Origin of the sequence: Exiguobacterium sp. SH1S1 (assembly GCF_004337245.1) — a bacterium.
Taxonomy (GTDB): Bacteria; Bacillota; Bacilli; order Exiguobacteriales; family Exiguobacteriaceae; genus Exiguobacterium; species Exiguobacterium aurantiacum_A.
This window is the reverse complement of the sequence record NZ_SJUZ01000001.1, coordinates 654,510-681,445: the sequence shown is the minus strand read 5'-3', so window position 1 is coordinate 681,445 and position 26,936 is coordinate 654,510. Positions and strand designations below refer to the sequence as shown.

General features: G+C 54.0%; 26 protein-coding genes and 1 riboswitch. Of the genes, 20 read left to right on the top strand and 6 right to left on the bottom strand.

Annotation, left to right across the window (positions count from 1 at the left end; all coding sequences use genetic code 11):
• Window positions 1–109 precede the first annotated feature (109 nt).
• Entirely contained in the window at window positions 110–940 is an 831-nt protein-coding gene (locus EVJ23_RS03510; protein WP_070328583.1) for a DegV family protein, read from the top strand.
• 120 nt (window positions 941–1,060) lie between these two features.
• Window positions 1,061–2,743 carry a GGDEF domain-containing protein gene (locus EVJ23_RS03505; RefSeq protein ID WP_131464148.1) on the top strand — a complete coding sequence of 561 codons (1,683 nt, stop codon included), beginning with the start codon at window positions 1,061–1,063 and terminating at the stop codon, window positions 2,741–2,743.
• A 44-nt stretch (window positions 2,744–2,787) separates the two neighbouring features.
• Here EVJ23_RS03505 and EVJ23_RS03500 read toward each other — a convergent pair whose 3' ends face one another.
• A complete protein-coding gene (locus tag EVJ23_RS03500; RefSeq protein ID WP_070328585.1) occupies window positions 2,788–3,429 on the bottom strand; it encodes a homing endonuclease associated repeat-containing protein in 642 nt (213 codons plus the stop codon).
• Between the two features lie 451 nt (window positions 3,430–3,880).
• Between EVJ23_RS03500 and EVJ23_RS03495 the strand changes: the two genes are divergently transcribed.
• From EVJ23_RS03495 to EVJ23_RS03470, 6 genes are all read left to right on the top strand, one after another.
• Complete coding sequence (locus EVJ23_RS03495; protein WP_071398079.1) at window positions 3,881–4,693, top strand: undecaprenyl-diphosphate phosphatase; 813 nt, start codon at window positions 3,881–3,883, stop codon at window positions 4,691–4,693.
• Window positions 4,694–4,784: 91 nt separating this feature from the next.
• A riboswitch (FMN riboswitch) is annotated at window positions 4,785–4,927 on the top strand.
• A gap of 150 nt (window positions 4,928–5,077) precedes the next feature.
• Window positions 5,078–6,160 (top strand): bifunctional diaminohydroxyphosphoribosylaminopyrimidine deaminase/5-amino-6-(5-phosphoribosylamino)uracil reductase RibD, encoded by a 1,083-nt coding sequence (gene ribD, locus EVJ23_RS03490; RefSeq protein WP_131464146.1) that lies wholly within the window; start codon window positions 5,078–5,080, stop codon window positions 6,158–6,160.
• Window positions 6,141–6,782 (top strand): riboflavin synthase, encoded by a 642-nt coding sequence (ribE, locus tag EVJ23_RS03485; protein ID WP_070328588.1) that lies wholly within the window; start codon window positions 6,141–6,143, stop codon window positions 6,780–6,782. The genes ribD and ribE overlap by 20 nt, the downstream gene beginning before the upstream one ends.
• Window positions 6,782–7,963 carry a bifunctional 3,4-dihydroxy-2-butanone-4-phosphate synthase/GTP cyclohydrolase II gene (locus tag EVJ23_RS03480; RefSeq protein ID WP_131464144.1) on the top strand — a complete coding sequence of 394 codons (1,182 nt, stop codon included), beginning with the start codon at window positions 6,782–6,784 and terminating at the stop codon, window positions 7,961–7,963. Before ribE ends, EVJ23_RS03480 begins: the two co-directional genes overlap by 1 nt.
• The gene (gene ribH, locus EVJ23_RS03475; protein WP_070328590.1) at window positions 7,963–8,427 is read left to right on the top strand and encodes a 6,7-dimethyl-8-ribityllumazine synthase; all 465 of its coding nucleotides are present in this window, start codon (window positions 7,963–7,965) and stop codon (window positions 8,425–8,427) included. The genes EVJ23_RS03480 and ribH overlap by 1 nt, the downstream gene beginning before the upstream one ends.
• 128 nt (window positions 8,428–8,555) lie before the next feature.
• The gene (locus EVJ23_RS03470) at window positions 8,556–9,371 is read left to right on the top strand and encodes a ZIP family metal transporter (RefSeq protein ID WP_131464142.1); all 816 of its coding nucleotides are present in this window, start codon (window positions 8,556–8,558) and stop codon (window positions 9,369–9,371) included.
• Between the two features lie 51 nt (window positions 9,372–9,422).
• On the opposite strand, the gene pruA is transcribed toward EVJ23_RS03470, so the two are convergent.
• Window positions 9,423–10,967 (bottom strand): L-glutamate gamma-semialdehyde dehydrogenase, encoded by a 1,545-nt coding sequence (gene pruA, locus EVJ23_RS03465; RefSeq protein WP_071398075.1) that lies wholly within the window; start codon window positions 10,965–10,967, stop codon window positions 9,423–9,425.
• Between the two features lie 170 nt (window positions 10,968–11,137).
• Between pruA and EVJ23_RS03460 the strand changes: the two genes are divergently transcribed.
• The 3 genes from EVJ23_RS03460 to EVJ23_RS03450 all read left to right on the top strand — a co-directional run bounded on the left by EVJ23_RS03460 (window position 11,138) and on the right by EVJ23_RS03450 (window position 14,008).
• Window positions 11,138–11,941, top strand: a complete 804-nt coding sequence (locus tag EVJ23_RS03460; RefSeq protein ID WP_131464140.1) for a nuclear transport factor 2 family protein — start codon at window positions 11,138–11,140, stop codon at window positions 11,939–11,941.
• 12 nt (window positions 11,942–11,953) lie between these two features.
• Window positions 11,954–12,391: a thioredoxin-dependent thiol peroxidase gene (gene bcp / locus EVJ23_RS03455; protein ID WP_070328593.1), complete on the top strand. Its 438-nt coding sequence runs from the start codon at window positions 11,954–11,956 to the stop codon at window positions 12,389–12,391.
• Between the two features lie 240 nt (window positions 12,392–12,631).
• Window positions 12,632–14,008: an alanine/glycine:cation symporter family protein gene (locus tag EVJ23_RS03450; RefSeq protein ID WP_131464138.1), complete on the top strand. Its 1,377-nt coding sequence runs from the start codon at window positions 12,632–12,634 to the stop codon at window positions 14,006–14,008.
• A gap of 36 nt (window positions 14,009–14,044) precedes the next feature.
• Here the strand turns inward: EVJ23_RS03450 and EVJ23_RS03445 are convergent, their stop codons facing one another.
• Entirely contained in the window at window positions 14,045–15,748 is a 1,704-nt protein-coding gene (locus EVJ23_RS03445; protein ID WP_131464136.1) for a methyl-accepting chemotaxis protein, read from the bottom strand.
• Window positions 15,749–15,963: 215 nt separating this feature from the next.
• On the opposite strand from EVJ23_RS03445, the gene gatC reads away from it, so the two are divergent.
• The 7 genes from gatC (at window position 15,964) to EVJ23_RS03410 (ending at window position 22,871) form a co-directional block, all read left to right on the top strand.
• Window positions 15,964–16,254, top strand: a complete 291-nt coding sequence (gatC, locus tag EVJ23_RS03440) for an Asp-tRNA(Asn)/Glu-tRNA(Gln) amidotransferase subunit GatC (protein WP_016509877.1) — start codon at window positions 15,964–15,966, stop codon at window positions 16,252–16,254.
• Window positions 16,255–16,265: 11 nt separating this feature from the next.
• Window positions 16,266–17,708 carry an Asp-tRNA(Asn)/Glu-tRNA(Gln) amidotransferase subunit GatA gene (gene gatA, locus EVJ23_RS03435; protein ID WP_131464134.1) on the top strand — a complete coding sequence of 481 codons (1,443 nt, stop codon included), beginning with the start codon at window positions 16,266–16,268 and terminating at the stop codon, window positions 17,706–17,708.
• An 11-nt stretch (window positions 17,709–17,719) separates the two neighbouring features.
• The gene (gene gatB, locus EVJ23_RS03430) at window positions 17,720–19,150 is read left to right on the top strand and encodes an Asp-tRNA(Asn)/Glu-tRNA(Gln) amidotransferase subunit GatB (RefSeq protein ID WP_131464132.1); all 1,431 of its coding nucleotides are present in this window, start codon (window positions 17,720–17,722) and stop codon (window positions 19,148–19,150) included.
• A gap of 62 nt (window positions 19,151–19,212) precedes the next feature.
• Entirely contained in the window at window positions 19,213–20,214 is a 1,002-nt protein-coding gene (locus EVJ23_RS03425) for a diacylglycerol kinase (RefSeq protein ID WP_131464130.1), read from the top strand.
• A gap of 95 nt (window positions 20,215–20,309) precedes the next feature.
• Complete coding sequence (gene rlmD, locus EVJ23_RS03420) at window positions 20,310–21,671, top strand: 23S rRNA (uracil(1939)-C(5))-methyltransferase RlmD (RefSeq protein WP_131464128.1); 1,362 nt, start codon at window positions 20,310–20,312, stop codon at window positions 21,669–21,671.
• Window positions 21,672–21,742: 71 nt separating this feature from the next.
• Entirely contained in the window at window positions 21,743–22,279 is a 537-nt protein-coding gene (locus EVJ23_RS03415; protein ID WP_035386431.1) for a GNAT family N-acetyltransferase, read from the top strand.
• 64 nt (window positions 22,280–22,343) lie between these two features.
• A complete protein-coding gene (locus EVJ23_RS03410; protein ID WP_236641223.1) occupies window positions 22,344–22,871 on the top strand; it encodes a DM13 domain-containing protein in 528 nt (175 codons plus the stop codon).
• Window positions 22,872–22,974: 103 nt separating this feature from the next.
• Here the strand turns inward: EVJ23_RS03410 and EVJ23_RS03405 are convergent, their stop codons facing one another.
• The 3 genes from EVJ23_RS03405 to EVJ23_RS03395 form a co-directional block, all read right to left on the bottom strand.
• Window positions 22,975–23,694: a Fic/DOC family protein gene (locus EVJ23_RS03405; protein ID WP_070328602.1), complete on the bottom strand. Its 720-nt coding sequence runs from the start codon at window positions 23,692–23,694 to the stop codon at window positions 22,975–22,977.
• Window positions 23,694–23,882 (bottom strand): antitoxin VbhA family protein, encoded by a 189-nt coding sequence (locus tag EVJ23_RS03400; RefSeq protein ID WP_035386432.1) that lies wholly within the window; start codon window positions 23,880–23,882, stop codon window positions 23,694–23,696. Before EVJ23_RS03400 ends, EVJ23_RS03405 begins: the two co-directional genes overlap by 1 nt.
• Before the next feature lie 147 nt (window positions 23,883–24,029).
• Window positions 24,030–24,989, bottom strand: coding sequence for a DUF5692 family protein (locus EVJ23_RS03395; RefSeq protein WP_131464126.1), 960 nt, complete (start codon window positions 24,987–24,989; stop codon window positions 24,030–24,032).
• Between the two features lie 219 nt (window positions 24,990–25,208).
• Here EVJ23_RS03395 and EVJ23_RS03390 point away from each other — a divergent pair, with 219 nt between their 5' ends.
• Window positions 25,209–25,811 carry a TetR/AcrR family transcriptional regulator gene (locus EVJ23_RS03390; RefSeq protein ID WP_131464124.1) on the top strand — a complete coding sequence of 201 codons (603 nt, stop codon included), beginning with the start codon at window positions 25,209–25,211 and terminating at the stop codon, window positions 25,809–25,811.
• A 97-nt stretch (window positions 25,812–25,908) separates the two neighbouring features.
• The gene (locus EVJ23_RS03385; RefSeq protein ID WP_131464122.1) at window positions 25,909–26,895 is read left to right on the top strand and encodes a tRNA dihydrouridine synthase; all 987 of its coding nucleotides are present in this window, start codon (window positions 25,909–25,911) and stop codon (window positions 26,893–26,895) included.
• Window positions 26,896–26,936 lie beyond the last annotated feature (41 nt).

Here is a 26,936-nt window from a genome sequence, read left to right as displayed (position 1 = left end):
GAACGTTTGACGAAGACGGGTACATTTTTTGAAAAATTAGTGAAACCGTTTCACCTGTGATAAAATCATACTACCAGGTACTAATCACGATTTTAAAGGAGAGGCTCACATGAAAATTGCCTACATCACGGACAGCACGGTCGTCTTGCCAGATTCGATCAAACACCACCCAGACATCCATATCGTCCCGCTTTACGTCGTCAAGGGCGATCAACCTTATAAAGACGGCATCGAAGTCGACGCCGAGACGGTGTACGACTGGATCGATGCCGGCGAGCGCGTCTCGACGAGCCAACCGGCAATCGGGGATTTCGCCACGCTGTATGAAGAGTTGAAGCCGAAGTATGACATGGGCATCGCCGTCCACCTGTCGTCTGACTTGAGCGGCACGTACTCTGCGTCGATCCAAGGGGCCGAGATCGCCGAGTTCAAGCTGCTCGCCATCGATTCACGGTCGGGTATTTATACGATGGGTCTGTTGCTCGAAGAACTGATCGAGCGCGTCGAGCGCGGAGACGCCCTTGATGACGTCGAGGCGTACATGAAACAGCGCGTCGAGGACGTCCGGATCGAACTGACGATTCAAAATTTGACGCAAATGCAAAAAGGTGGACGCATCTCGAAATCAAAAGCGCTCATCGGCAACATGCTGCAGCTGAAGCCGGTGCTCCGCTTCGAGGACGGGCTCATCGTCCCGTATCAGACCGTACGGACGTATAAAAAGGCGCAAGCCCACTTGTTCGAGGTCATCCGGGCGGCGATCGAGTCAGGCGAATGCACGGACGTCTCGATCTTCCACGGGAACGTGCCAGAGCTTGCGGAGTCGTGGAAACGGGAACTCGGCGACAAGGTGCCGATCCGCGTCGACACGCTCGCGCCGCTGCTCGGGGCCCACACCGGGTCCGGCTCAATCGGCATTTCTTATTTGAAAGCGAAATAACGGACAGACCGTGGCGCACGCCACGGTTTTTTCATTGTCACAACTTTCAAACAACGACTGGAATGTTTCTCCAAAACCCTTCATACTATTAAAGAATGTTACAAGAAAAGGGGGAAGACGATGCGGTTTCGGAAGTATCTCATAAGGAGCTGGCTCTCGTGGTCGCTCGTCTTCATCGGGATCGTCTATTACACGTGGACCGATCTGGAAACGTTCGATTGGGCGTTCTTCTGGTTCATCTACACGCTCGGTGCCTTGTTCGTCATGAACCCGTTGAAGCGGCGGCACCTGCACTTCACATTCCACGAGCTGTTCGTCTTCATGACGTTCTTCTTGTACGGGCTCGTCCCGGCACTTTTAATGGGGCAATTGCTGTTGTTGACGTTCCAGGCGCGGGCGTTCAACAGGAAAGTCGGCCGCCGGCGCTTCTTACACTTTTATCCGCTCAACACGTTGATCGAGGCGATGATTCTCGTCATCCCGGGTCTCGTCTACTTTTCGCTCGGCGGTGAGATCGGGTCGACCGTCCACTTGCTCGAGCAAGGAGTGGCACTGATCGGTTTCTTCGGAGTGCTTTATCTCGTCCTCGGCTTCAGCTTCGTCATGTCCCGGTTCTTGATCGGGGAGCGGATCCCGCTGCCGATCATGTGGCGGTTGTTACGGTTCGATTGGCTCGTCATCTCGCTCGAGCTGTTGTTCACGATGGTCGCGCTCGAGGCGTTCCAACTGTTCGGGTATGTCGGGTTGATGGCGACGTTCCTGCTCTTGTCGATCTTGAAGATGGGGTTGTCGAAAGCGACACAGACAGAAGAGACGCAATCGAAGATCGACCAAGTCGAGCGGTTGAAAGAACAGCTCTATCGCGTCGACAGCGAAGCGCTGTTAATTGAAAAATTTTGGAACGGCTTACGGGAAGTCGTCGAGGTCGAGCGCGGCTGGCTTCAAATCAATCGAGACGGGGACCAGACGTTTTATGATGTCCGGGGGCGGAAAGCGGAAGCGGTCACTGATGCGTATACGCTCGAACGGCACCGTGACGCGAGTGAGCCATACTTTCTGTACGATTCGCTCCACGAGTGGCACCCAGAGCTTCAGCTGAACCAAAGCGAACTGCATCATTCCGCGCTCGTCATTCAACCGGTGACGAGCACGACGAACGCGGTCAGCTGTATGATCTCGACGACGGCGAACGGTGCCTATGATGAGGCGCTCGCGGTCGAGATTCACCGCTTGCTCAAGACCCTGTCGTGGTCACTCGAGCGGATCGATGAACGGGATCGGCTCCAGCACGAGAGTCTGACCGATCCGTTGACCGGGTTGCCGAACCAACGGGCGTTGAAACGTTGGACGAAAGAGCGATTGAACGACGTCGCGTCGTATCCGTTGTCGGTCTTTTTGATCGACCTCGACCATTTTAAATCGATTAACGATACGTACGGCCATGCGTTCGGTGACGAAGTGTTGATTGAAGCGGGGGTCCTGTTCAACCGGCTCGTCCGGAGCAGTGACCTCGTCACGCGTTACGGCGGCGAAGAGTTCGTCTTCGTGTTCCCGAGGACGAACGAGGCGGCGGGGATTGTGACCGGTGAGAAGATTCGGCAAGCGCTCCGGTCACACCCGTTCGGGACAGAAGGGATCCGGGTCCAAGTGACGGCGAGCATCGGCATCGAGACGATTCATGAGTACGAAGAGCTCGATACGGTGTTGCGACATGCCGACCGGGCGATGTACGTCGGGGCGAAGTTTAACGGTCGCGACCGTGTCGCCCATTACCGGGACACGTCGACCGAACGAATTCAATGAAAAAAAGGAGGACCGTTAAACGGTTCTCCTTTTTGAATGAATGATTATGATTTCTGGCTGAACATGTCGGACTCGACCGCATGGATGGCAGCGGACCAAGACCCGTAACGATGCAAGATCGCTTTCGTAGATGGCTTGTTGTTGCGTTTCGCCCATTCTCGGTACGCCTCGAATGAAAGAGAGAAGCCCATCTCATGAATCGCTTCTCGAAGAGCGTTCGACAACTCTGACTTCGAGTAAGTCACGCTCGCCTCAAGCCCGGCTTCGGCGCAGGCGTCATGCCACGAACCGAACGTCTTGACGATGTGGTAATGGCTCGGTGCTTTCGGATGTAGTTTCCGCCATTCTTGATATTTCTTCAGCGTGATGATCGAACCCATGTCCCGTGAATAGAGGGCAAGCGTCTCGACGATATCATCGCGTGTATATTTTGGCATTTTATCGGGTAAATCAACGGCGATTTCCCCATGCCATTCATAGCCGGCGATGGCGAGTGCCTCGGCCCATGATCCGAACTGTCGAATGATCGATTCGGGAGACGGCCAGTTTTGCTCCATCGCGAAACGACGATAGACAGAGCGACGAGGACGTTCCTTTAATAAATCCCCGAGCAAACGAATACAGTGAATCATGCGTTGCTGTTCGGTTGATAAGTGATGAGTATTAGTGGATAGCGTTTGACTCAATGATGGTTCCTCCTTCCATGGACTCATATCTGAACCGACAATGATGACGAAAGTGCTTCTACAATCATACTATCGGATAGTTTTTACGATTTATAAGCGCTTTTGTAAGTTTTTTATGTTAAAAATGGGACGTGATAGGTCTAAAGTCGGATGAAAGATTGAAAAAAAAGGTAACAGGTATATTACAAATTTAATATTATATGGGTTCATTTGTAAACAAAAAGTTTTATTTTTGGTAATTTATATGAATTCCATACAAAAATGTACCCAGCTGGACAATGGGGTCATCACCGTTGTCCAGTTGAGTACACCTCTATAATAAATTTAATTTTCAGACTAATCAATAAAAGTTTTCAAAATATACGAATTTTTTTTTAAGGGTGGTCAATGAAACTGTGATTCTGCTAAAATAGCCGCATTGAGCGAATTTGAGAAAAGAGGATATTATGATATGACAATATGGTTATTTTACTTGCTGCTTGGTCTCGTCCAAGGGTTCACGGAGCCGATCCCGATTTCGTCGAGCGGTCATTTGGTCATCTTCCAAGAGCTATTCAATATCGAATTACCTGGGCTGTCGTTCGAGATTTTCGTCAACTTTGCGTCGCTCCTCGCCGTCTTGACGATTTATCGCCAAGATGTCGTCCGCCTCGTCGTCAGTCTGTGGACGTTCTTATTTAAGAAAGACCGCAGCGAGGATACGATGATCGACGTCAAGTTCATCGGTCTCTTGCTCGTCGCGACCGTACCGGCCGGCGTGCTCGGCGTGTTATTCGGAGATTGGATCGGTGAGACGCTCAGCGGCGTCGCGACGGTCGGCTACACATTGATTTTGACCGGGGTCGCACTTTGGTTCATCCGCAACATGCGCGGGAATAAAGGTGACGGCGGTATCACGTTACGTGACGCCATCTTGATCGGTCTCGCCCAAGCGGTCGCGCTTATCCCCGGGATCAGCCGCTCGGGTGCCACGATCGTCATGGCGATGTTGCTCGGCATTAAACAAGAGTCGGCGCTCCGGTTCTCGTTCTTCTTGTTCATCCCGGTCAGTCTCGGGACGATGATTTTGGACGGCCCGGCACTCTTCACCGACCCAGCGACGCGTGATCTGTTCGGTCCGCTCGTCTTGGCGTTCATCGCCTCGTACGCGCTGACGGCCATCTCGCTCAAATGGTTCCAGCACATCATGGCGAAGGGTGAGCTCAAGTACTTCTCGTTCTATTGCTGGATCGTCGGTTTGCTCGTCGTCTTGTTCTTGGCTTGATTGGAAGCGCTGCTCATCGGAGTGGCGCTTTTTTGCACTTTTATTTTTGCCTTCGATTCTTTTTTGCGATAAAGTAAATGCGTACAAACAAATATTCCTTCGGGGTCGGGTGCAATTCCCAACCGGCGGTGATGGGCGCGAGCCCTAAGTCCGTGACCCGGGCGCACGTGTGCGAACGGTGGATCTAGTGTGACTCTAGAGCCGACAGTATAGTCTGGATGGGAGAAGGAAAAAAGACAGGTCCTCGTGACCTGTGCTTCGTCGTACGTTTTTCTGTAAAGAAAACGCTTATTTGGCCTGCCAAATGACGACTGAGACCTCCCGCCGAGACCCTAAGGACATCCTTAGGGTCTTTTTGTTTGTACGAAACAAGGAGGGAGAACGATGCAACAGTACATGCAACAAGCAATCCAATTGGCCAAGTCCGCTGCCGGACAGACCGGTGTGAATCCGCTCGTCGGGGCCGTCGTCGTCAAAGACGGTCGCGTCGTCGGATTCGGTGCCCATTTGAAGGCCGGTGAACCGCACGCCGAAGTACACGCCATTCGCATGGCCGGTGCGTCCGCATACGGTGCGACGATTTACGTCACGCTCGAGCCGTGCTCGCACTACGGGAAAACGCCGCCATGTGCCGACTTGATCGTCGAGTCGGGCATCAAGTGCGCCGTCATCGCGATGAAAGATCCGAACCCGCTCGTCGCAGGGAAAGGTGTCGCCCGTTTGAAGGCGGCGGGGATCGACGTCGAAGTCGGTCTGCTCGAAGACGAGGCCCGTGCGCTCAATCCGGCGTTCCTACGTTCGCTTGAGACGAAACGGCCGTACGTCGTATTGAAGACGGCGACGAGCCTAGACGGGAAAGTCGCGCTCGACACGGGTGAGAGCCAGTGGGTGACCGGGACTGAAGCGAGACGTGACGTCCACGAACTACGGGCGACGGTCGATGCCGTCTTGACTGGAATCGGGACCGTGCTCGCCGACGACCCTGCCTTGACCGTCCGGCTCGACACGCCGACACGTCAGCCGCTTCGGGTCATCCTCGACCGCGAGCTCCGCTTACCGCTCTCGAGTCAGCTCGTCCGGAGCGCGAAAGATGTGCCGGTGCTCGTCTATACGCTGTCCGATGATGAAGTGAAACGGACCGAGCTCGCGCGAAACGGTGTCGAGCTTGCCGACTATTCGACACTCGACAACGTCCTTCGTGACTTGCATAGTCGCGGCGTCGGCCGTTTGCTCATCGAGGCGGGACCGACGCTCGTGACGTCACTCTTTGACGGACGATACGTCGACGAATGGGTCATGTATCAGTCACCGCGCGTGTTCGGTGGGAACCGAGGCGTCTATCGCTCGAGCCAAGCCGGGCCGTTAGATGCGATCGAGCGCTTCGCGATCGGCTCGGTCGAAACTGTCGGTACCGATATCAAGCTCGTCATGAGAAAGGGGGAGTCCGATGTTCACGGGAATCGTTGAAGAAATCGGCAGTGTGAAAGCAGTGAAGCGGAACGGGCCGTCGCTACGGCTCACGCTCGCGGGCAAGATCGTGTTAGAAGACGTGAAGCTCGGCGACAGCATCTCGGTGAACGGGATTTGCCTGACCGTGACGGCGTTTGATCAAACGAGTTTTGCCGTCGACGTCATGCCGGAGACGCTCAAAGCATCAAGTCTAGATGGGGTCCGCCCTGGAACGGACGTCAACCTCGAGCGGGCGATGCCGGCGAACGGTCGCTTCGGCGGTCACTTCGTCTCGGGACACGTCGACGGGGTCGGTCGCATCGTCAAGAAGCGTCCGCTCGCGAACGCGGTCTACATCGATATTAGTTGCGAGCCGTCGCTACTCCGTTTCATCGTCCCTAAAGGTTCGATCTCGGTCGACGGGACGAGCTTGACGGTGTATGAGGTCACTGAACGCGGCTTCACGCTGTCGCTCATCCCGCACACGTACAGTGAGACGGTGCTCGGGATGAAGCAGGCAGGGGATAAGGTCAATTTGGAATGCGATATGTTGGCTAAATATATGGAAAAGCTAGTGAATCAAAAGGACATGACGCTCGAATCACTTGCGTCGATGGGATACGGAAAGGCGGGATGGTGATGTTTCACACAATCGAACAAGCAATCGAAGATTTGAAGATGGGGCGTCCGATCATCGTCGTCGATGACGAGGACCGGGAGAACGAAGGTGATTTCGTCGTCCTCGCCGATAAGATGACGGCCGAGACGATGAACTTCCTCATCACGGAAGGGAAAGGGCTCGTCTGTGCCGCCCTGGCGGAAGAAGTCGCCGTCCGGCTCGACTTGTCGCCGATGGTCGACAACAGCACCGATCCGCACGGGACGGCGTTCACCGTCAGTGTCGATCATGTCGACTCGACGACGGGCATCTCGGCGAGCGAACGGGCCCACACGGTCCGCGAGCTGGCCAATGCAAACGCGCGTCCGGCCGATTTTCAACGGCCGGGACACATCTTCCCGCTCATCGCGAAAAAAGGTGGCGTCTCGGTGCGGCGCGGCCACACCGAAGCGTCGGTCGATTTGGCCCGACTGTCAGGGAGTGAGCCGGTCGCCGTCATTTGCGAAATCATCCGTGAAGACGGCGAGATGGCTCGAGTACCGGACCTGGTCCACGTCGCGGAACGGCACGATTTGAAATTTATCACGATCGAGGAGCTCGTCCGCTATATGGAGACGGACCTCGTCGAACGAGAGGCGGACGTCAATCTCCCCTCGGCTAAGGGTGAGTTTCGCCTGATCGGTTATCGAAACGTCCTTGACCGCGAAGAGCACGTCGCGCTCATCAAAGGCGAACTTGAACATGCACCGCTCGTCCGCATCCATTCGGAATGTCTGACCGGTGACGTGTTCGGCTCTTACCGCTGCGATTGCGGTCCGCAACTTGATGCGTCACTCGCTAAAATTGAAGAAGAGGGCGGCGTCGTGCTCTACATGCGTCAAGAAGGGCGCGGCATCGGTTTACTGAATAAATTGAAGGCGTATGAACTGCAGGAGCAAGGGCTCGACACGGTCGAGGCGAACGTCGCGCTCGGGTTGCATACCGACTTGCGTGACTACCGGGTGAGCGCGGGCATGTTGCGTGACCTCGGCGTCACGAACGTGCGGCTCATGACGAACAACCCAGAGAAAGTCGACGCCTTGGAGGCGTGCGGCATCACCGTCGTCGAACGCGTCCCGATCATCGTCGGGGAGCACGCCGAGAATGAACGCTATCGCTTGACGAAACAACAAAAAATGAATCATTTTGGAGGAGAAGAATAATGTTGCATACATTTGAAGGTAACTTGGTTGGTAAAGGCTTGAAAATCGGGATCGTCGTCGGACGGTTCAACGATTTGATCACGATGCGCTTGCTAGACGGGGCGAAGGATGCGCTGAAGCGCCACGGCATCGAGCAAGACGACGTCGAGATCGCGTTCGTGCCGGGCGCGTTCGAACTCCCACTCGTCGCCAAAAAGATGGCGATGAGCAAGAAGTATGACGCCGTCATCACGCTCGGAGCGGTCATCCGCGGGGCGACGCCGCACTTCGACTACGTCTGCAGCGAAGCGGCAAAAGGTGTCGCCCAAGCGAGCTATCAGTCGGAAGTGCCGGTCATCTTCGGCGTCTTGACGACCGAGACGATTGAACAAGCGATCGAGCGGGCCGGCACGAAAGCCGGGAACAAAGGCTGGGAAGCAGCGACAGCGGCGATTGAGATGGCGAACTTGATGCGCACGTTTTAAATAGAATTGTAACGGAGGAGAGCGACGTCGCTCTCCTCTTTTTTGATTGTTCAAATCGGGATTAGCGACGCAGGGACGACGGGAAAAGAATAGGGCGCGCATACAAAGCTTAAGGGGAGGCGATGGCGATGTGGGACGGGGTGGCTCAACTGAGCCCGGCCGTGCAAGCCTTGCTCGGGACGTTGTTCACATGGGGCATGACGGCGCTCGGGGCGGCTGTCGTGTTCACGACGAAATCGATCAATCAACGGCTGATGGACGGGATGCTCGGATTTGCCGGCGGGGTGATGATTGCCGCCAGTTTTTGGTCGCTGCTCGCGCCGGCGATCGAGATGGCAGGACAGGACGCTTGGCCGGCCTGGTTCCCGGCCACGATCGGCTTTTTATTGGGGGGATTCTTTTTATGGGGCATCGATCAACTGATTCCGCACTTGCATCCGACTTCCCCGCTCAGTGAGGCGGAAGGGATCGGCCCGTTCAAACGAAAGCGCAGCACGTTGCTCGTCTTAGCGATCACGTTGCACAACATACCGGAAGGGCTAGCGATCGGGGTCGCGTTCGGGGCGGTCGCGGCTGACTTTCCATCGGCCTCGTTGACAGGTGCCATCGCCCTCGCGATCGGGATCGGGATTCAAAACTTTCCAGAAGGCGTGGCGGTGGCGCTGCCGTTAAGGCGTGACGGGATGTCACGACGAAAGAGTTTTTTCTACGGACAGCTGTCGGCCGTCGTCGAGCCGGTCGCCGCCTTATTCGGCGTTTGGGCGGTGTTCGTCATGGAGCCGCTTCTGCCGTTCGCATTGAGCTTTGCCGCCGGGGCCATGATTTTTGTCGTCGTCGAAGAAGTCATCCCGGGGTCGCAAGAGAATGGCCATAAGGACTTGGCATCGATCGCCTTGATGCTTGGATTTACCGTCATGATGATTTTAGACGTGGCGTTAGGGTGAGGCCGACACAGAAAAAAGGCACGACGGGCTATCCCGTCGTGCCTTCCTGGATTAAAACGTCTCTGACGTCGTTTTCGCTTGCATGTGGAGCTGGATGTAATCCGGCCCGCCTGCTTTTGAATCGGTCCCTGACATGTTGAAGCCGCCGAACGGCTGATAGCCGACGATTGCGCCTGTGCAACCACGGTTGAAGTACAAGTTGCCGACGTGGAAGTTTTGGCGTGCGTATTCTTGGTTCGAGCGGTCACGCGTCAGCACCGCGCCCGTCAAGCCGTACTCGGTGTTGTTGGCGATGTCGATCGCTTCTTTGAAGTCTTTCGCTTTCGTGAAGGCGACGATCGGCCCGAAGATCTCTTCTTGCATGAGACGTGCTTTCGGTGCCACGTCGGCGACGACCGTCGGCTCGACGAAGTAGCCGGTCGAGTCGTCCGCTTTACCGCCCGTGACGATGCGTCCTTCTTCTTTCGCGACGTCGAAATATGACGTGATCTTCTTGAACGCGGCCGCATCGATGACCGGTCCCATGAAGTGTTCGTTCTGCTCGGTGTTTCCGACTGACAGTTCGTTCGTCAATTCGATGACGCGGTCGAGCACCGTGTCATACACGCTATCGACGATGACGGCGCGTGAACAAGCTGAACATTTTTGTCCCGAGAAACCGAACGACGATTTGACGATCGACTGGGCCGCGAGTTCGAGGTCCGCTGATTCGTCGACGACGATCGTGTCTTTTCCACCCATCTCGGCGATGACACGTTTGAGCCAGATTTGGCCGTCGTTCAACTTCGAGGCGCGCTCGTTGATGCGCAGACCCACGTCGCGTGAACCAGTGAAGCTGATGAAGCGCGTCTTCGGATGGTCGACGAGGTAGTCGCCGACTTCAGCGCCCGGTCCCGGGATGAAGTTGAGGACGCCTTTCGGGAGACCCGCTTCTTCCATGACCTCGACGAATTTCGCCGCGACGATCGGTGTCGTCGAAGCTGGCTTCAAGAGGATCGTGTTACCGGCGACGATGGCCGCGACGGCCGTCCCTGCCATGATCGCGAACGGGAAGTTCCATGGGCTGATGACGATCCCGACCCCGAGTGGGATGTAGTCATAGCGGTTGTACTCGCCCGGACGGCTCTCGACTTTCTTACCCGGTTTAAGTTCGAGCATTTGACGCGCATAGTACTCCATGAAGTCGATCGCTTCCGCCGTGTCCGCGTCCGCTTCGTTCCAAGGCTTGCCCGCTTCTTTGACGAGGTAGGCCGAGAACTCGTGCTTCCGTTTACGGACGATGTTCGCCGCTTTGAACAAGACGTCGGCACGGACTGACGGGTCGACGTGACGCCACGTGTCGAACGCTTTGAGCGCTTCTTGCATCGCACGTTCCGCGAGTTCTTGGTTCGCTTTCGAGACGTGTCCGATGACTTCGTCTTTATTGGCCGGGTTGTAAGACGTGATCTTACCTTCCGTCGTCACTTTTTCCCCACCGATCACGAGCGGATAGTCCTGACCAAGCTCCCCGTTCACTTTCTCGATCGCCGCTTGAATCAAGGCAGCGTTCTCTTTGTTTGTAAAGTCTGTGAATGGTTCATGTTTGTATGGAATCATTCTCGTTCCCCCTTAAAGTGATTATGCAGTTAAGCGCTTACGTCTGTATTGTATCGGAATTCTTCATGAAATCCTAGTGAAACAATTTTCCGGAAAAGCGTGTCGTTTCCGCTCTAAATTCAGTCGTGGTAGGATGGTGAAAAGAGATCGATCGAGGAAGGAATGATTGGATGAGAAAATGGATGTTGCCGCTGGCGCTCACACTCATGCTCGGCGCTTGCGGGAATGAAGAGGCAGCACCGGTCGAAGAGACGAAACGACCGCTCCCGGACGAGGTCGAGACGGTGTATGAATCGTATCGACAAGCGCTCCGTGACGGGGACGCCGATGCGCTCGCGGACATCGACTACGCTGCTGCCCGGACCGACATCCCGGCGACTGGTGCCGTGACGCGTGACTTGACGCCGGGTGACATCGTCGAGAGTTGGGTGAACGAGGATGAGGACGTCGCCTATATCGTCCATGAGATGGAGGATGGTGACGGGAACGAACTGCCGAACCGACTCGCCAAAGTCGCGATCAAGGAAGGCGACGATTGGTCGCTCGTCGTCACACCGGCCTTAGTCCCGGCTGACGTGATCGGTGAGGTCGGGGAGTTGTTGACGGGGATCGAAGCGAGCGAGTACGGGGTGAACGCTGAAGCGAACGCCCGTCTCGCCGACGTGCCGGAAGATGAGGCCGGACCGATTTACGACCGGGTCAACGCCCAGACGGACTATGTCGCGCTCGAGGCGGACAATAACGTCTTCCTGCTCATGTCAGAGACGCTCACCGTCCCGGAAAACCAAACGATCATGACCGATTATTTTAAAGCGTATCAGACGTGGTATATCGACAATGAGGCCGCGCTTCGCGACGCGGCCGCGACGGAAGACCCGGTCGACTATCTCGAAGTGCTCGACCCGCTCAAACAAAAACTAGAACAAGCGATCGACGGATATGACGAACAGCTCGTCGACCCGTCGTTCGGATAAGGAGGAAATCAGATGTTAGCACCAACATTTACACTACCGAACCAAAATGGGGACATGGTCGCACTCGAAGATTATCGTGGCCAGAAAGTCGTCCTCTATTTCTACCCGAGAGACGCGACGCCGGGCTGTACGACCGAGGCGTGCGATTTCCGTGACGCCGCACCGAAGATGAGCGGGGCCGTCGTCATCGGCATCTCGGCCGACAGCCAGAAGAAGCATCAAAACTTTATCGAGAAGAACGATTTGCCGTTCGACTTGCTCGTCGACGACACGCATGAAGTGTCAGAACTATACGGCGTCTGGCAGTTGAAGAAGAATTACGGCAAGGAATATTACGGCATCGTCCGCTCGACGTTCCTCATCAACGAGGACGGCTATATCGAAGAGGAGTGGCGCGGCGTCAAAGTGAACGGTCACGTCGACGAGGTCGTCGCGGCGCTCGCCAAATAAGTTGGACCCAACCGATTTCCCAATAGGGGAGGTCGGTTTTTTTGATGAAGTGAATCGTTACATTTTTATTTCAAATACTAAAGTCGGAAACAGGATAAAACCGAGCGTTGAACAGATATATTACAAAAACATTACGCGGAATCGGTATGATTTCACCCCGCGTCAACTTGACGAAGTTGTGAATATTCTGAAAAATATAAACCAGCAGTCAAGCGAATACATACATAGGGGGAACATCACGTGAAGCAGTTTGAAAGTTGGGTGACGAGTCTATCGAACCTCGTCTGGGGACCACACTTGCTCATATTATTGATCGGGACGGGCATCTTCTTGACGTTCCGGCTCGGATTCATCCAAGTGACACGGCTCGGGTTCGGCTTGAAAGAAGCGTTCATCCCGAAGCAAAAGACAGGCGTGGAAGCCGAAAAACGAAAACGGCAACGTGGGGACATCTCGCACTTCCAAGCGCTCATGACGGCGCTCGCGGCGACGGTCGGTACCGGCAACATGGTCGGGGTCGCGACCGCGATCGTCCTCGGAGGACCGGGTGCGATCGTCTGGATGTGGCTGAGTGGCTTCATCGGCATGGCGACAAAATACGCCGAGGCGATCCTTGCCGTCAAGTATCGTACCGTCGATGAACGGGGCGAGGTTGCCGGCGGCCCGATGTACTATTTAGAACACGGGCTTAAAAAACGTTGGCTCGGCATGACGTTCGCCTTGTTCGCCTCGATCGCCGCGTTCGGTATCGGCAATGGCGTCCAGACGAACTCGATCAGTTTAGCGCTGAACACGTCGTTCGGTGTCCCGATGGTTGCGACCGGTATCATCATGATGGTCCTGACGGGGTTCGTCATCCTCGGTGGCGTCAAATCGATCGGGAAAGTCGTTGGGATTTTCGTCCCGGTCATGATTTTCGCTTACGTCGGGGCCGGGCTCGTCATTTTAGTCACGAACTTCGACTTGATCCCGTCCGCGTTCGCGACGATCTTCTCGAGTACGTTCAGTGCCGAAGCAATCGGCGGCGGAGCGCTCGGTGCCGCGATCCGTTACGGGGTCGCGCGCGGCGTGTTCTCGAACGAGGCTGGGCTAGGCTCGGCACCGATTGCGGCCGCGGCCGCGAAGACGGATTTCCCGGGACGGCAAGCGCTCGTCTCGATGACACAAGTGTTGATCGACACGCTCATCGTCTGTTCGATCACCGGGTTGACGATCGTCATGGGTGGTCAGTATACGGAAGGGCTGCAAGGCATCGAGCTGACGCAAGCGTCGTTCGCTTACTTTCTCGGCCCGATCGGTGAACTCATCGTCACGATCTCGCTCGTCTTCTTCGCCTTCTCAACCGTGATCGGCTGGTGTTATTACGGGGAACGCTCGGTCCATTACCTGCTCGGGGAACGGGCGATCGTCCCGTACCGGATGGTGTACATTGTCGTCGCCGGACTCGGTGCGATGACGACGAACTTGAACTTGATTTGGGCCGTCTCCGATGTCTTCAACGGTCTGATGGCGATTCCGAACTTGATCGGTCTGTTGTTCTTGTCGGGTGTCGTCGTCGCCGAGACGAAGCGGTTCGAACTTGAGATACGGAAAGAGCGGCAACAGTCGGCCGCATGACAAAGGACGCATTCCCGAGGGAGTGCGTCCTTTTATTTACACTTTAAATTGGCCGATCAACTCGCTCAACTCGTCCATCTTCCGTTGCGACGCTTCGGTGACACGGTTCAACTCACTGAACCGTTCGACCGACAACGTCACTTTCTCGGCGATGTCTTGCGTACCGAGCGCCCCGTTATTGACCGTCACGGCGACGTCTTGAATGACGCCGATCATCGCGGCCGTCAATTGTTCGAGTTCGGTGGCCGCTTCGGCGAATTCAGAGGCGGTCGCCTCAAAGCGCCCGGCGTCTTCGCTGTAGCGTTCGGCCGCTTCTTCGAGCTGGTCGTAATCTTTCAATACGTTCGTATCGAGGAAACCGAGCATCTCGCTCGACGTTTCATTTAAATGATCGACCGAATGGAGCACGGTCGTCGAGATCGCTTGGATTCGTTCGACGGTCGTCCGGCTCGTCTCGGCCAGTTTACGGATCTCGTCGGCGACGACGGCGAACCCGCGTCCCGCCTCACCGGCCCGTGCCGCTTCGATCGAGGCGTTGAGCGATAACAGGTTCGTCTGAGCCGCGATGTCTAAAATATCGTTCGTGAGCGTCGCGATCTCGCGGACGGCCTTGGCGTCATGCATGGCCCGTTCGAGATTGTGCCGTGTCGAGGACAAGACGTCGATCGCTGACGCCTTCGCTTCGACGGCGTGGCTGCGGAGCGCCATGGCCCGGGCATCGACTTGTTCCGCCTCAGTTTTTCGTTCGGCCGCCATCGTCACGATGTTGTGAAGCGTTCGTTCCATATCCGACGCGGAGGCGTTCATTTCCTGGGCACTCGCCGCGGTCTGTTGCATGCCGGCCGTCAAGTCCTCGGTCGTTGCGGCGGTCGTCGTCATATACGAATCAAGCGCTTTCAATTCGTCGTACATGCGAGTGGATTGCTCGGTCACCCCGCGTGAGACGCCGTTCACTTGCAAAATGAGCTGGCGCAGGTTGGCGATGAATTGGTTGAAGTCGCGCGCGAGCCCAGAGAACTCATCACGTCGCTTCACCGGGATCGACGTCGTCAAATCGCCTTGGCTCGTCGCCAGTTCGCGCATTTTCACTTTGAACTCGTTCAACGGTTCGAAAATCGAGCGGAAGATGAACACCATCATGAGTACGGTGAACAGAATAGCGGCGATCATGATGACGATGAGCGTGAGTTGGACTTGTGCAAACAACGCTTCACCAGCCTCGGTGTCAGAACGAATCCCATCACGGTTCAAGTTGATGAGGAGACCGAGCGTATTCGACAGGGCGTCTGCGCTTGGCGTGGCCGTGTCTCGGATGTAGGCGTCGGCCGCGGCTTGTCCTTCTTCATTCGAGATGCGAATCAATTCCTCAATGTTTGACTGGAACGTCGTCCATTGTGCCGTCGCTTGATCGAACAGTTCACGGTCGGTCTTGTTGATGATCGTCGACTCATAGCCGGTCAGCTGTTGTTTTAAAATCGTGATACCGGTCTCAATGCTGATTTCGACATTTTGCTTTGTCACCTCGTCCTCGACTAGAGAGTGGCGCATCATATGCTGGCGAATCTCGAGCAACTGCTTGTCGATTTGATGAATTTGGTCCATGCCGGGCACCCAAGAGACGTTCATGTCTTGTTGGGCTGCCTTCGAGGCGTTCAACGCATAGAATGAATAGCCGCTCACACCGAGTAATAAGACTAACAGGACGGTGAAGGCGACGATCAATTTGTTACGGATTGACATAGTGATCCTCCTCGGGAAATGTTTGCTACTCTCTTAGCATAATGAGATTTGTCGGTGTACCGTATAGCTGTTTTTTGAAACGAGTCAATATTCTAGCGCGATTCCCTAACTTTCAAAAAATGATCATCTTTGACCGGATTGGATTTTCTTTTTTGTCTTATGGAAAAGTGGTATGATAATGAACGATGTATTGAAAACTGTTGGAGGTGGAACCTTTGGCTCGAATCACTGAAGCTGAAGTTCGGCACGTCGCCGGACTCGCCCGACTTGCGATCACGGAAGATGAAGTGACGCACTTCACGGAGCAATTGACAAAAATCCTCGAGTTCGCCGAGCAACTCGATGAACTCGATACAACGGGCGTCATCCCGACGACCCATGCCCTAGATTTGAAAAACGTAATGCGCAAAGACGAGGTCCGCCCGTCACTTCCTCGCGAGGAAGTCGAACGGATGGCGCCTGATTGGGAGAACGGCCAAGTCCGCGTCCCAGCCGTCTTTGAGTAAGGAGGCCCTTCATGACACTATTCGATCACGGTGTAGCCAAGCTACATACCTTATTAAAAGAAGGTGAGGTCACGGTAACGGACCTCGTCAAAGAATCATTTGACCGCATCGAAGCGACCGATGACAAAATCGGTGCTTTTCTCACGTTGAACGAGGACGCGTTCGAGCAAGCGAAACGGATGGACGACCTCGCCAAGACAGCGGACAACCCGCTCTTCGGGTTGCCGATCGGTGTCAAAGACAACATCGTCACGAAAGGGACACGCACGACGTGTGCCTCGAAGTTCCTTGAGAACTTCGTCCCGGCCCATGACGCGACAGTCGTTGAGCGTCTTCACGACGCCGGTGCTGTCACAATCGGGAAGTTGAACATGGACGAGTTCGCGATGGGTTCATCAAACGAGAACTCAGCGTTCAAAGTCGTCCGCAACCCGTGGGACACAACGCGCGTACCAGGCGGCTCGTCAGGCGGTTCGGCCGCGACGGTCGCAGCCGGACAAGTGCTGTTTAGCCTCGGTTCGGATACGGGTGGCTCGATTCGCCAACCGGCAGCCTACTGTGGCGTCGTCGGCATGAAACCGACGTACGGTCTCGTGTCACGTTACGGTCTCGTCGCGTTCGCCTCGTCACTTGACCAGATCGGTCCGCTCACGCGCTCGGTCGAAGACAACGCCTATTTGTTGAACGTCATCTCAGGTCATTGCGACATGGACTCGACGTCGGCGACAGTCGACCTTCCGGACTATACGACGTCACTTCATGGCGACATTAAAGGTATGAAGTTCGCCCTGCCGCAAGAGTTCATGGCAGAAGGCGTGTCAGCCGGTGTCCGCAAACAAATCGAACAAGCGGTCGAGACGCTCAAGTCGCTCGGTGCGACCGTTGAGACGGTATCGCTCCCGACCGTGAAATACGCGCTCCCGACGTACTACTTACTCGCTTCATCTGAGGCGTCTTCGAACCTCGCTCGCTTTGACGGCATCCGTTACGGACGTCGCGCCGAGGCCGATGCGCTCGAAGAAGTGTTCACGTATTCACGCGAGCAAGGGTTCGGCGAAGAAGTGAAACGCCGCATCATGCTCGGGACGTACGCGTTAAGCTCAGGTTATTACGATGCGTTCTACAAGAAGTCGCAACAGGTGCGCACACTTATGAAGCAAGACTTCGCGCGCGTGTTCGAGAACTATGACGCGATCATCGGGCCGACTGCGCCGACGACGGCGTTCAAGCTCGGCGAACAACTCGAAGATCCGCTCACAATGTACGCCAACGACATTATGACAATCCCGGTCAACTTGGCTGGTGTACCAGCCATCTCGGTGCCGGCCGGTCTCTCAGACGGCCTCCCGGTCGGTCTACAGATCATCGGGAACCACTTCAGCGAACCAACACTCTACCGCGTGGCCCATGCTTTTGAACAAGCAAACGGCGGTTTTAAGATGCCACAGCTTTAAGGAGGACAACGATGAACTTTGAAACGATCATCGGGATCGAGGTGCACGCCGAGCTGAGCACGAAGTCGAAGATTTGGTGTGGCTGCTCGCGCACGTACGGTGCCGAAACGAATACGCAAACGTGTCCGATCTGTCTCGGACACCCGGGCGTTCTGCCTAAATTGAACGAAGAGGCGGTCAACCTCGCCATCAAGGCCGCGATGGCACTCAACTGTGAAATCGCGACCGATACGAAGTTCGACCGCAAGAACTATTTCTATCCGGATACGCCGAAAGCGTACCAGATCTCGCAGTTCGACCAACCGATCGGCTTTAACGGCCACGTCGATGTCGAAGTCGATGGCGAGATGAAACGGTTCCGCATCGAGCGGGTCCATCTCGAGGAAGATGCTGGGAAGATGAACCATACGGGCGAGAAACATTCGGTCGTCGACTTCAACCGGACCGGCTCACCACTCATCGAGATCGTCAGTGAGGCCGACATGCGGTCACCGAAAGACGCGGTCGCTTACCTCGAACGCTTGAAAGAAGTGCTCTCGTTCGCGGGCGTCTCGGACGTCAAGATGGAAGAAGGGTCGCTCCGTTGCGACTGTAACATCTCGGTCCGTCCGTTCGGTCAAGAGCCGTTCGGGACGAAGACGGAGCTCAAAAACTTGAACTCGTTCTCGAACGTCTTGAAGGCACTCGATTATGAGGAAGAGCGTCATCGTAAACTCCTCATCACGGGCGGCGTCATGCGTCAAGAGACGCTCCGTTTCGATGAGGCGGCGAAGAAGACGATCCTCATGCGCGTCAAGGAAGGGGCGGCCGATTACCGCTACTTCCCAGAGCCGGACCTCGTCCGTCTCGAGATCGACGAAGAGTGGAAAGAGCGCATTCGCAAAACGCTCCCAGAACTTCCGGTCGAACGCCGCGAGCGTTACATGAACAACTATGGCTTGTCGGCTTATGACGCCAAGGCGCTCACGTCGACGCGCGAGTTCTCGGACTTCTTTGAAGCGACGACAGCGGCCGGTGCCGAACCGAAAGCTGCCGCGAACTGGCTCATGGGCGAAGTGCTCGGCCACTTGAACAAGTCGAACGAGACGGTCGAGACGATGAAATTGACGCCGAGTTCGCTCGCGGAGTTGATTCGTTTGATCGGAGAAGGTACAATTTCTTCGAAGATCGCGAAACGCGTGTTCACGGCCATGATCGAGGAAGGCGCCGAACCGAAGGCGTACGTCGAAGCGAAAGGTCTCGCCCAAATCTCGGACGAGAACTTGCTGCGCGGCTATATCCTCGACTTGTTCGAAGCGCATCCGCAGATGATCGAAGACTTTAAGAACGGGAAAGACCGTGCCAAAGGCTTCATCATCGGGCAGATCATGAAGCAGACGAAAGGGATGGCGAACCCGGCGCTCCTCGATGGCTTGTTCCACGAAGAGATCGCGAAACGTTAAGCAGCAGCGAGGCACTTGTGTCTCGCTTTTCGCTCGAAATGAGCATAGGGGAGAGAAACGATATGCAACGAAAACGCGCACGGGTCATCTATAACCCGACATCTGGAAAAGAAGTGATCAAACGGGAGCTCCCGTATATCTTGAACCGCCTCGAGGATGCGGGTTATGAGACGTCGACGTACGCGACGAAAGCGATCGGTGACGCGACGCTCGAAGCCGAGCGGGCCGCGGCGGCCGAGTTCGACTTGATCGTCGCGGCCGGCGGGGACGGGACGTTGAACGAGGTCATCTCGGGACTCGCTCCGCTCGATGAACGTCCGACGATCGGACTCATTCCGGTCGGAACGACGAACGATTTCGCTCGGGCGATGCGGATTCCTTTAAACGTCGTCGGTGCCCTCGACGTCATCTGTGACGGCTTCGAGATGCCGGTCGACCTCGGGGAGATCGAAGGCGAGGCGGGAGATATCCATTACTTCATCAATATCGCCGGCGGCGGCATCATGACCGAGCTGTCGTACGAAGTGCCGTCGAAGTTGAAGACGGCGCTCGGACAGCTCGCCTATTACGTCAAAGGGATGGAGAAGCTACCGCTCATCAAGCCGACGTATATCGAGCTCGAGCATGACGAAGGGACGTTCAGCGGGGAAGTGATGATCTTCCTCACGTCGAACTCGAACTCGGTCGGCGGCTTTGAGAAGATTTCGCCACACGCGTCACTCAATGACGGCTTGTTTGACTTGTTCATCTTACGGAAATGTAACTTGTTCGAATTCATCCACGTCGTCCGCTTGTTGCTCCGGGGTGAGCACTTGTCGAGCCCGCTCGTCGAGCACGTCAAGACGGGCCACGTCAAGATGAAGACGACGACGGAGCGGATGAGTCTCAACATCGACGGCGAGTACGGCGGCGAATGCACGGGTGAGATGCGGAACTTGTTCCGTCACTTGACGGTGCTCGCACCGAACGCGCGCATCCGCGAGATGGAAGAGTTGAACGCTCAGTACGAACGCGAACAGATGATCAAGCAATTGTTCAACGTGTCGAATGAGAAAGCAGAATAAGTCGGCTCGGCGTGGCGCTCACGCCGAGCTTTTCGTTGGCCTCTGAACGGGTAATGAACCAATACGTACTTCTCGAATCGGGAAAGGAGAGACTCATGCTACCAGTAACTAAAAACGACCGTCTCGACGTCCACATCCATGACCTCACACACGAAGGGGCAGGCGTGGCACGCGTCGACGGTTATACGTTGTTCGTGCCGAACGCGCTCCCGGGTGAGACGGTCGAGATCGTCGTGACGAAGACGAACAAACAGTACGGCTTCGCCCGGCTGATCGAAGTGAAACAAGCGAGCACGGACCGGGTCGAACCGCCGTGTCCAATCTTTTATCAGTGCGGGGGCTGTCAGCTCCAACACTTCAGCTATGACGGCCAGCTCCGTCAAAAACGGGACCGCGTCGTCGAGGCGCTCCAGCGGCTCGGCCAGTTCGACGTCCCGGTCCACGAGACGATCGGGATGCTAGAACCGTGGCGTTACCGCAACAAGGCGCAAGTGCCGTTCAAGCAAGAAGGAGATCGTCTCGTCGCCGGGTTCTACCGCCCACGCTCGCACGACATCGTCGAGATGAAGGAATGTCTCATCCAAGACGAGCGGAACGATGAGGCCGTCCAAGTCGTCCGCGACGTGCTCGCGGCGCACGGTGTGCCGGCGTATGACGAGAAGACAGGACGCGGCGTCATCCGCCACGTCATGGCCCGTTACGGGTACCATTCAGGTGAATTGATGATCGTCCTCATCACGAAGACGACGAAAATCAAAGGCGTGAATGAGATCGTCGCCGACATCTTGAAACGTCTTCCGGACGTGACGTCGATCATGCAAAACGTCAACCCGGACAAGACGAACGTCATCTTAGGGGCGACGAATAAGCTGCTCTATGGCCACGAGACGATTGAGGATAAGATCGGTGGACTGACGTTCACGATCTCGCCGCACTCGTTTTTCCAAGTCAACCCGGTCCAGACGGAGAAGCTGTACGGCAAGGCGCTCGAATATGCGCAGTTGACCGGCACGGAACAAGTCGTCGACGCCTACTGCGGCATCGGTACGATCAGTCTGTTCCTTGCCCGGAAAGCAGCGCACGTGTACGGCGTCGAGGTCGTGCCGGAAGCGATCGAGGACGCGAAACAGAACGCGCTCGTCAACGAGATCGATAACGTGACGTACGCCTGTGGCGCGGCCGAAGACGTCCTTCCGAAGTGGAAGCAAGACGGCATCAATCCGGACGTCATCGTCGTCGACCCGCCGCGCAAAGGCTGTGCCGAGTCGTTCCTCGAGACTATGGTCGAGATGGCACCGAAACGGATCGTCTACGTATCGTGTAACGTCGCGACACAAGCGCGCGATATGCGTTATCTCGCCGACCGCGGCTACGAATTAGTCGAAGTGACACCAGTCGACATGTTCCCGCATACGGCGCATGTCGAGACGGTGGCGTGGCTTGAAAAAATAGAATAAACTGAAAAAAATGACCTTCGATTTGTTAAAATCGGAGGTTTTTTAGTATCACGTTGGGGAGGAAAGTGCGAATGGAAATTCAGCGGTATATGGAATTAGACATTGACGAGAAATTGAACAATGAGTTAAGTGATTTGTTAGTGGCGTCATTTGAACCCCTCTATCCAAAACGCCGATATTTCAAGCAATTACCTCATCTTCGTCTCCTTGTTTTTGGAGACCGAGGTCAGGTTGTGGGTCATGTCGGGTTAGACTATCGGGTGATGAATTTGAACGGGCATCCGATTCAAGTTCTTGGTGTGATTGATTTATGTGTACAGGAAGATGTGCGTGGTAACGGGATTGGTGAAGCGTTATTGAACGAGGTTATTAGTATAGGAGAGACGAAACAGGTCGATTTTCTCTTATTGTTTGCGGATCGACCCGATCTTTATTTACGAGCCGGATTCAGCCATGTTGACAACGCTTGTTCGTGGCTCCAAATAGACGATGAGCGGCAGATGATACGCGGGATTGGGGAAGAATCGTTTGATGAATTGATGATTCGCCCCGTAGGTACGAAGGCGTGGACGGATGGTCGATTGGATCTGTTGGGTTATTTGTACTGAGTGCTCGCAGCCATCATAGGATGGTGAAGGGTTAGAGATTTTCTCATGAAATGGAGCGAAGATGATGCGAACCGTGACAAAAGTGATCCTAGGTATAGTAGGAGTAGCCGTCCTTTTGATTGGTTGGTGGCTCATTTCTCCGCTGTTCTTGGAAGAGACGGTTGATGAAGGACTTCCACCGACTTCACTTGATACAACTGTAGAAGAAGGAGAAGCTGAGGAGGCGACGGAACCTCCGGCTTCTGAGGATGATGGAGCCGCTACGGAGTTTACCGACTTGGCAGGGGTGTTCATGGATGGTGAAAAAAATTATGAGACGTCAGGCAACATTCAAACGATTCGTGCAGAAGATGGCGTGTACCTGCGTTTCGAAGATTTCCAAACGACAAATGGTCCCGACTTGTTCGTCTATTTGATTCAGCCGGGGATGGAGACGACAGAAGGAATCAGCCTCGGTTCGTTAAAAGGAAATACTGGGAACCAAAACTATTTGGTTCCTGAAGACGTCGAGCTCACGCAATATTCAACAGTCGTGATCTGGTGCCGGGCGTTCGATGCAACTTTTGGTACGGGAGAGTTGAATCCCCAATAATGATCATGCATTCAAAATTTAGATCGTCGTTTAATTATATTTGAAAATAAACAACCTTAGAGAGGCCGGTGAGCGGTTTCTCTAAGGTTGTCTGTTTTTTGAATTATGATTCATGATGGTCTGTAGAGAATGGCTTTTCTTCATAACTAGAAACGTTATACGAACCAATTGTGCGATATTTTTCAGAAGAAGCGTCACTATCTGACAAGCTAGTAGAGACGTCGATAGATAAAGCATCATTTATGATTTTGTGTAAATAGGTCGGATCTGGCGCATCATTGATAGCGGCCATGACGAGTGCATTTCTAAGGTAACCGGCGTTATTAGAAAGCAGTTCTGCATTAAAAGGCAAATTATGATGTTGAGCGAAAAGTTTCATGAAAACAGAAACGGTACGGGTATTTCCTTCACGAAAAGGATGAACCCGCCACAAATCTGTCATTAGCTTAGCGAAATAGACGGGCAGTCGTATATTTTTATGGGTCCATGTGATTTCTTGTTTCCAATCAAAGATAGATGCTAAGTTCGTTTGAATCTGCAAAGAATCACTGTAAACCACAGATAAGCCACCCAAAATTCGCTCATTTTTATAGATATTGATTGAGCGAAATTCGCCGGCCCATTCATATAGTTCGTTGAATAGATGTCGATGGATTTGTTGCAGAGAATGATAACTATCGAAATCCACTTCCGAAATGAGTGACTCGATCTCTAATATGTTTGCAATGATGAGTTGTGCTTCAACATTAATCAGTTGTTGTTCGTCAGTTATCCCAAGTTTATTAATGAGTACATTTGTATGTGGGTAAACATAAGGATCCATTAGGATTGATGTGCTTTCGTATACTGCTCCATAATGGCTTGCTTAAATTGGGCTGAAGTGATCTCACCGTTTTCATATCGATTCAGCAATTTCTGTGTGAAGGGACTTGGTTTTCCCCCGTCGATTGCAGCCATACCAACTGCAAATTTTACTTGCCTTTGACGTTCGATATATGAGTTCTTATCCACTTTTATCACCCTTTTCACTTTGATCAACTTATTTACAATTATATCATACACGTAAAAAATTTTTTTGAAGAGCAACTTATTTTGAGCTGCTCTCAGAGCTATCTAAATTTACGTAGCAAAAGACGGGCCTCGTAGCCCGTCTTTTGCTTACAACGCTTTACCGATCGCGGTTTCCCGTTCAGGAACTGCATCTTCACGCAACGCGTTGATTTCTTTGTATTCGTTCGTATCTTTCCACAACTCGTCTTTCAACGGGTTGAGTTTGTATTTGACGATGCGCGTCACTTGCCAGACGGCGAGGACGACGTTCAGCGCAAGGCTGAACAGCGCGATCGTCCAGTTCGCTGCCGGATTATACGACACGCTCACGTTGAACGTGCTGCCGACGGCGAAGAAGTAAGGGAACGTCATGACCCACATCATCCAAAACGTGAGTGTCTGGGCACGGTTTTGCATCCACGTCCCTTTCGCCCAGAGCAGGACAGGAACCGTCGCGGCGATGTTCAAGGCGAACCCTGAATAGAACGCGTTACCCGGTGCACATGAATAGACGTAGGCGATATTCCAGATGCCGTAAGCAACAATCCAAAGCTTCGTCTGGTCTGGCCATAGCATGTCTTTTTTCTTGCCGGATGTCGCGAAGATGCCGACCCAGCCGCAGATGAGTAGCAAGTTCAGGATCCCGGCAACGGCGTTCACGTAGTTCCAACCACCCGAGATGTAATTCATCCCGTCGACCATGCCTTCAAATCCCAGAATGCCGACTTGGAATTCTCGAACGACGGCCTCGGCGATATTGAGGGCCAAGATACCCGGCACGAGTATCAAGTACCATGGATGTTTTTTGTGATAATCGGTGAAGCGGATGACCATGTAAATCAAGCTTCCGGCGAGAGCGGAATACACTTTCACCCAGTGAAACCATGATGTGATCTCAGGGTCGGCGGTGAAGAACCAAATCGGGGTCAACACGATCGGAACCGCCATGAACATGAGAATGCTGGCTTTTTTGCTGGACCGGACGATTTCATTTAATCCGATCAACAAGCCGAATACGACGAACCACATGGCGACATTGTACCAAGGAATGGATTCAAAGAAGAACATAAATAACGCCCCTTTCATTTCTAAAGTATTGGTGACGAAACAACAATGAAAAATATGATGTCAATAAACATACCGAACGTTCGTTATGTTTATGTGAAAAGTGTAACAAACTATTGGAAGCGTTGTCAATGATGTTCGGGACGTCACAGGGACATGTCATAGAACCGTCAAATCATTATGATATAATTAGCCATTATTAAGTGAGGAGCGTCGAAGCACATGATGAACGAAGGGAAACAAAAGATATTAGAGGCGGCGCGAGCGACGATCATCGAGAACGGGATCCAAGGCACGACGCTTCGTGGCATCGCGAAGAAGGCGGGGCTTAGCACGGGCGCCATCTATCACTATTACAGTTCCAAAGAGGCCATTCTTTATGATGTGATGGACGAGGGCTTGGGCGAGATTCGCCGAATCGCGACCGTATCGATCGAAGACAAGAAAGAAGCCCATGCCATTATTCAAGAGATTTTCGACGGGATGCAAGACCGCTTGAAAAAAGATGCGGAGAGTCGACTACAGTTTTACTTGGCCCATGAGGCGATGCTCGGGAACAAGGAACTGCAACAAAAGTTCAAAGAGAAGTATGAGGAGTGGATCGACCGGGTGGAAGCCATCTTCGTACGAGCGTACGGTGTCGAGCGAGGTCCTTCGACACGAGCGGTCGCCGCGTGGACGATGGCAGCGATCGATGGGATGGTGCTCCAAACGTTGCTGCAGACAAATGTTGTCGAGCCGGAACATATGAATCGTGTATTGGAGTACTTGTTGCAAGACGGGTTCACGCACTTCTTCAAGATTATTGGGAATGAGGAGCGTTAAAAATTTCGAAAGTATTGTCAGTTGATACATTCCCCCGTCCATAATAGAATGGATAAAGTGATTTTGTTGGATTGATTACGAAAGGGAATGATTTTATATGAACGAAAACTTCTGGCGCGACCTTCCGCGTCCATTCTTTGTACTTGCCCCGATGGAAGACGTGACTGACGTCGTCTTCCGTCACGTCGTCGCCCATGCCGGACGTCCAGACGTGTTTTTCACCGAGTTCGCCAACTCGGACAGCTACTGCCATCCGGAAGGGAAAGGCAGCCTGCGTGGACGCTTGACGTTCACGGAGGACGAACAGCCGATGGTCGCCCATATTTGGGGTGACAACCCGGACTACTTCCGCGAGATGAGCATCGGCATGGCCGAGATGGGTTACAAAGGTATCGACATCAATATGGGTTGCCCGGTCCCGAACGTCGCCAAACGCGGGAAAGGGAGCGGCCTCATCCTCCGTCCTGACGTCGCGGCCGAACTCATTCAAGCGGCGAAAGCTGGCGGCATCCCGGTCAGCGTCAAGACACGACTCGGCTTCGCAAAACTCGACGAGTGGCGCGATTGGTTGACGCATCTCTTGAAGCAAGACATCGCCAATCTGTCGATTCACTTACGCACACGCAACGAGATGAGTAAAGTCGACGCACACTGGGAGATGATCCCGGATATCGTGAAACTACGTGATGAGATCGCACCGGATACGCTCATCACAATCAACGGCGATATTCTCGATCGTCAAATGGGATTAGAACTCGTCGAGAAATACGGCGTCGACGGCGTCATGATTGGTCGCGGGATTTTCAAGAACCCGTTCGCGTTCGAGAAAGAGCCGCGTGAGCACTCGATGGAAGAGCACCTCAATCTTCTTCGTCTCCAGCTCGACCTGCAAGACAAATTCCAAGAAGACGTGCCGCGTTCGATCTCGAACTTGCACCGGTTCTTCAAGATTTACGTGAAAGGGTTCCCCGGGGCGAGCGACCTCCGTGTGAAACTGATGGATACGAAATCGACAGATGAAGTGCGGGCCCTGCTCGCCGAATTTGAAGGAAATAAACGAATAGAACAGCTGATTGAAAGCTAATTTTGGAGCGCATAGTCGCTCCTTTTCTATATTTATTAACA

What these genes read in the sequence shown, in the direction of transcription:
- EVJ23_RS03505 (WP_131464148.1), top strand. Translation starts at nt 1,061, where the DNA reads ATGCGGTTTCGGAAGTATCTCATAAGGAGCTGGCTCTCGTGGTCGCTC.
- EVJ23_RS03410 (WP_236641223.1), top strand. Translation starts at nt 22,344, where the DNA reads ATGCGAACCGTGACAAAAGTGATCCTAGGTATAGTAGGAGTAGCCGTC.
- EVJ23_RS03390 (WP_131464124.1), top strand. Translation starts at nt 25,209, where the DNA reads ATGATGAACGAAGGGAAACAAAAGATATTAGAGGCGGCGCGAGCGACG.
- gatA (WP_131464134.1), top strand. Translation starts at nt 16,266, where the DNA reads ATGACACTATTCGATCACGGTGTAGCCAAGCTACATACCTTATTAAAA.
- pruA (WP_071398075.1), bottom strand. Translation starts at nt 10,967, where the DNA reads ATGATTCCATACAAACATGAACCATTCACAGACTTTACAAACAAAGAG.
- EVJ23_RS03405 (WP_070328602.1), bottom strand. Translation starts at nt 23,694, where the DNA reads ATGGATCCTTATGTTTACCCACATACAAATGTACTCATTAATAAACTT.
- ribE (WP_070328588.1), top strand. Translation starts at nt 6,141, where the DNA reads ATGTTCACGGGAATCGTTGAAGAAATCGGCAGTGTGAAAGCAGTGAAG.
- EVJ23_RS03460 (WP_131464140.1), top strand. Translation starts at nt 11,138, where the DNA reads ATGAGAAAATGGATGTTGCCGCTGGCGCTCACACTCATGCTCGGCGCT.
- EVJ23_RS03480 (WP_131464144.1), top strand. Translation starts at nt 6,782, where the DNA reads ATGTTTCACACAATCGAACAAGCAATCGAAGATTTGAAGATGGGGCGT.
- EVJ23_RS03415 (WP_035386431.1), top strand. Translation starts at nt 21,743, where the DNA reads ATGGAAATTCAGCGGTATATGGAATTAGACATTGACGAGAAATTGAAC.
- gatB (WP_131464132.1), top strand. Translation starts at nt 17,720, where the DNA reads ATGAACTTTGAAACGATCATCGGGATCGAGGTGCACGCCGAGCTGAGC.
- ribH (WP_070328590.1), top strand. Translation starts at nt 7,963, where the DNA reads ATGTTGCATACATTTGAAGGTAACTTGGTTGGTAAAGGCTTGAAAATC.
- ribD (WP_131464146.1), top strand. Translation starts at nt 5,078, where the DNA reads ATGCAACAGTACATGCAACAAGCAATCCAATTGGCCAAGTCCGCTGCC.
- EVJ23_RS03445 (WP_131464136.1), bottom strand. Translation starts at nt 15,748, where the DNA reads ATGTCAATCCGTAACAAATTGATCGTCGCCTTCACCGTCCTGTTAGTC.
- EVJ23_RS03425 (WP_131464130.1), top strand. Translation starts at nt 19,213, where the DNA reads ATGCAACGAAAACGCGCACGGGTCATCTATAACCCGACATCTGGAAAA.
- rlmD (WP_131464128.1), top strand. Translation starts at nt 20,310, where the DNA reads ATGCTACCAGTAACTAAAAACGACCGTCTCGACGTCCACATCCATGAC.
- EVJ23_RS03395 (WP_131464126.1), bottom strand. Translation starts at nt 24,989, where the DNA reads ATGTTCTTCTTTGAATCCATTCCTTGGTACAATGTCGCCATGTGGTTC.
- bcp (WP_070328593.1), top strand. Translation starts at nt 11,954, where the DNA reads ATGTTAGCACCAACATTTACACTACCGAACCAAAATGGGGACATGGTC.
- EVJ23_RS03385 (WP_131464122.1), top strand. Translation starts at nt 25,909, where the DNA reads ATGAACGAAAACTTCTGGCGCGACCTTCCGCGTCCATTCTTTGTACTT.
- EVJ23_RS03495 (WP_071398079.1), top strand. Translation starts at nt 3,881, where the DNA reads ATGACAATATGGTTATTTTACTTGCTGCTTGGTCTCGTCCAAGGGTTC.
- EVJ23_RS03470 (WP_131464142.1), top strand. Translation starts at nt 8,556, where the DNA reads ATGTGGGACGGGGTGGCTCAACTGAGCCCGGCCGTGCAAGCCTTGCTC.
- EVJ23_RS03510 (WP_070328583.1), top strand. Translation starts at nt 110, where the DNA reads ATGAAAATTGCCTACATCACGGACAGCACGGTCGTCTTGCCAGATTCG.